This window comes from Bradyrhizobium sp. ORS 375 (assembly GCF_000239775.1).
GTDB lineage: Bacteria > Pseudomonadota > Alphaproteobacteria > Rhizobiales > Xanthobacteraceae > Bradyrhizobium.
Window position 1 is genome coordinate 1 of record NZ_CAFI01000113.1, and the last position, 1793, is coordinate 1793.

General features: G+C 66.0%; 1 protein-coding gene and 1 pseudogene. Both read left to right on the top strand.

Annotation, left to right across the window (positions count from 1 at the left end; genetic code table 11):
* Window positions 1–502: pseudogene (locus tag BRAO375_RS09935) on the top strand (ABC transporter substrate-binding protein); the annotation flags it as partial.
* 424 nt (window positions 503–926) lie between these two features.
* On the top strand, window positions 927–1793 hold an 867-nt coding region (locus tag BRAO375_RS09940), incomplete at its 3' end, for an ABC transporter substrate-binding protein (protein WP_035639835.1).

Genomic DNA, 1793 nt, shown 5'->3' on the forward strand with positions numbered 1-1793 from the left:
TGACGGCACCCCGATCGCGATCATGGCGCCGGGCGACGTCACCACGCTGAAGGCGCAGCCGATCGTCGCTGCCCAGCTGCTGCGCGAGGCCGGCTTCAAGGTCGACCTGCAGGCGACCGATTGGCAGACCGTGGTGACGCGGCGCGCCAGCCAGAAGCCGATCAAGGAAGGCGGCTGGAACATGTTCTTCACCAACTGGGTCGGCGCCGACGTGGCCAACCCCGTGGCGAACGTGTCGATCGGCGGCCGCGGCACCAAGGGCGGCTGGTTCGGCTGGGCCGAGGATGCCGAGGTCGAGAAGCTGCGCGACGCCTATGCGCGCGCCTCCTCGCCCGACGAGCAGAAGAAGATCGCGACCGAGATCCAGAAGCTGAACTACGAGAAGGTGCTCTATGTCCCGCTCGGGCAGTACCTGCTGCCGAGCGGCTGGCGCAAGTCGCTGACCGGCGTGCTCGACGGCCCGGCGACGCCGGTGTTCTGGAACATCGACAAGAGCGAGTAGCTCGCGCGCGCGATTGCAGGCGGCACAAGCGGCGGAGGCAACTCCGCCGCTTATTTCATGCGAGGGCCGCGGTGCGCTGCCGGTCGGTGCGCAAAGCAGCCGCCGATGGGCGGCAGCGTGCCCACCGTGGTGCAGCATATTCAGGGGAGAGATGGTGGGCGCGGCGCCTCTGCCGTCCCGCCCGTACAAATAGCACCGCAGAGCCTTTGCCCACCCTGCGGGAGCGGGGCTGGTAATCGGGTGCACGGTAGCCGCGAAGGGCGACAGCAAAGCCGATTGACGCGCGCGGGAAGTGTTGCAACTCTTCGCGCGCGGAATGAACGCTGGGCGCAGACCCGTTCAATCATGGTGCGACGTCCAGCGGTCGCCGTGTCTCGGTCAGTCCCGAGGCCGTCGTTCACCCCGTCACGTCAAGAGAGCTCGCATGTCACCTCATTCGCGCCGGGCCCGCTCCGCGCTCGCGTCATGGCTTGTTGCGTCCGCCGTCTTGTTGGCGCCAGGGCTCGCGCCCGACGTTTTCGCGGCCGGCAAGAAGACGATCGCCGCCGTGATGCACTCCGATCTGCGGGTCATCGATCCCGGCTTCACCACCGCCTACATCACCCGCGACCACGGCTACATGGTCTATGACACGCTGGTGGCCACGGATTCGAGCTTCAAGATCCAGCCGCAGATGGCGGACTGGAAGGTGTCCGACGACAAGCTGACCTACACGTTTACGCTGCGTGACGGCCTGAAATGGCACGACGGCGCGCCGGTCACGGCCGAGGACTGTGTCGCCTCGCTCAAGCGCTGGGGCCGCAACGACGGCATGGGCCAGAAGCTGATGGACTTCACGGCAAGTCTGGAGGCGCCGGATGCCAAGACGATCGTGCTCAAGCTGAAGGAGCCCTATGGCCTCGTGCTGGAGTCGATCGGCAAACCCTCGTCCTACGTGCCGTTCATGATGCCCAAGCGCCTCGCTGAGACGCCGCAGGGCCAGCAGATCCCGGAACAGATCGGCTCGGGTCCGTTCAAGTTCGTCAAGGCGGAATTCCAGCCGGGCGTGAAGGCAGTCTACGAGAAAAACACCGACTACGTGCCGCGCAAGGAGCCGGCGAGCTGGACGGCGGGCGGTAAAGTGGTCAAGGTCGACCGCGTCGAGTGGATCACGATGGCCGATGCGCAGACCGCGGTCAACGCGCTGCAGTCAGGTGACATCGACTTCATGGAGGCGCCGCCCTATGAGCTGCTGCCGGTGCTGGAAGCCAACCCCGAGCTCAAGATCGATGTGCTGAACAAGTTCGGCTAC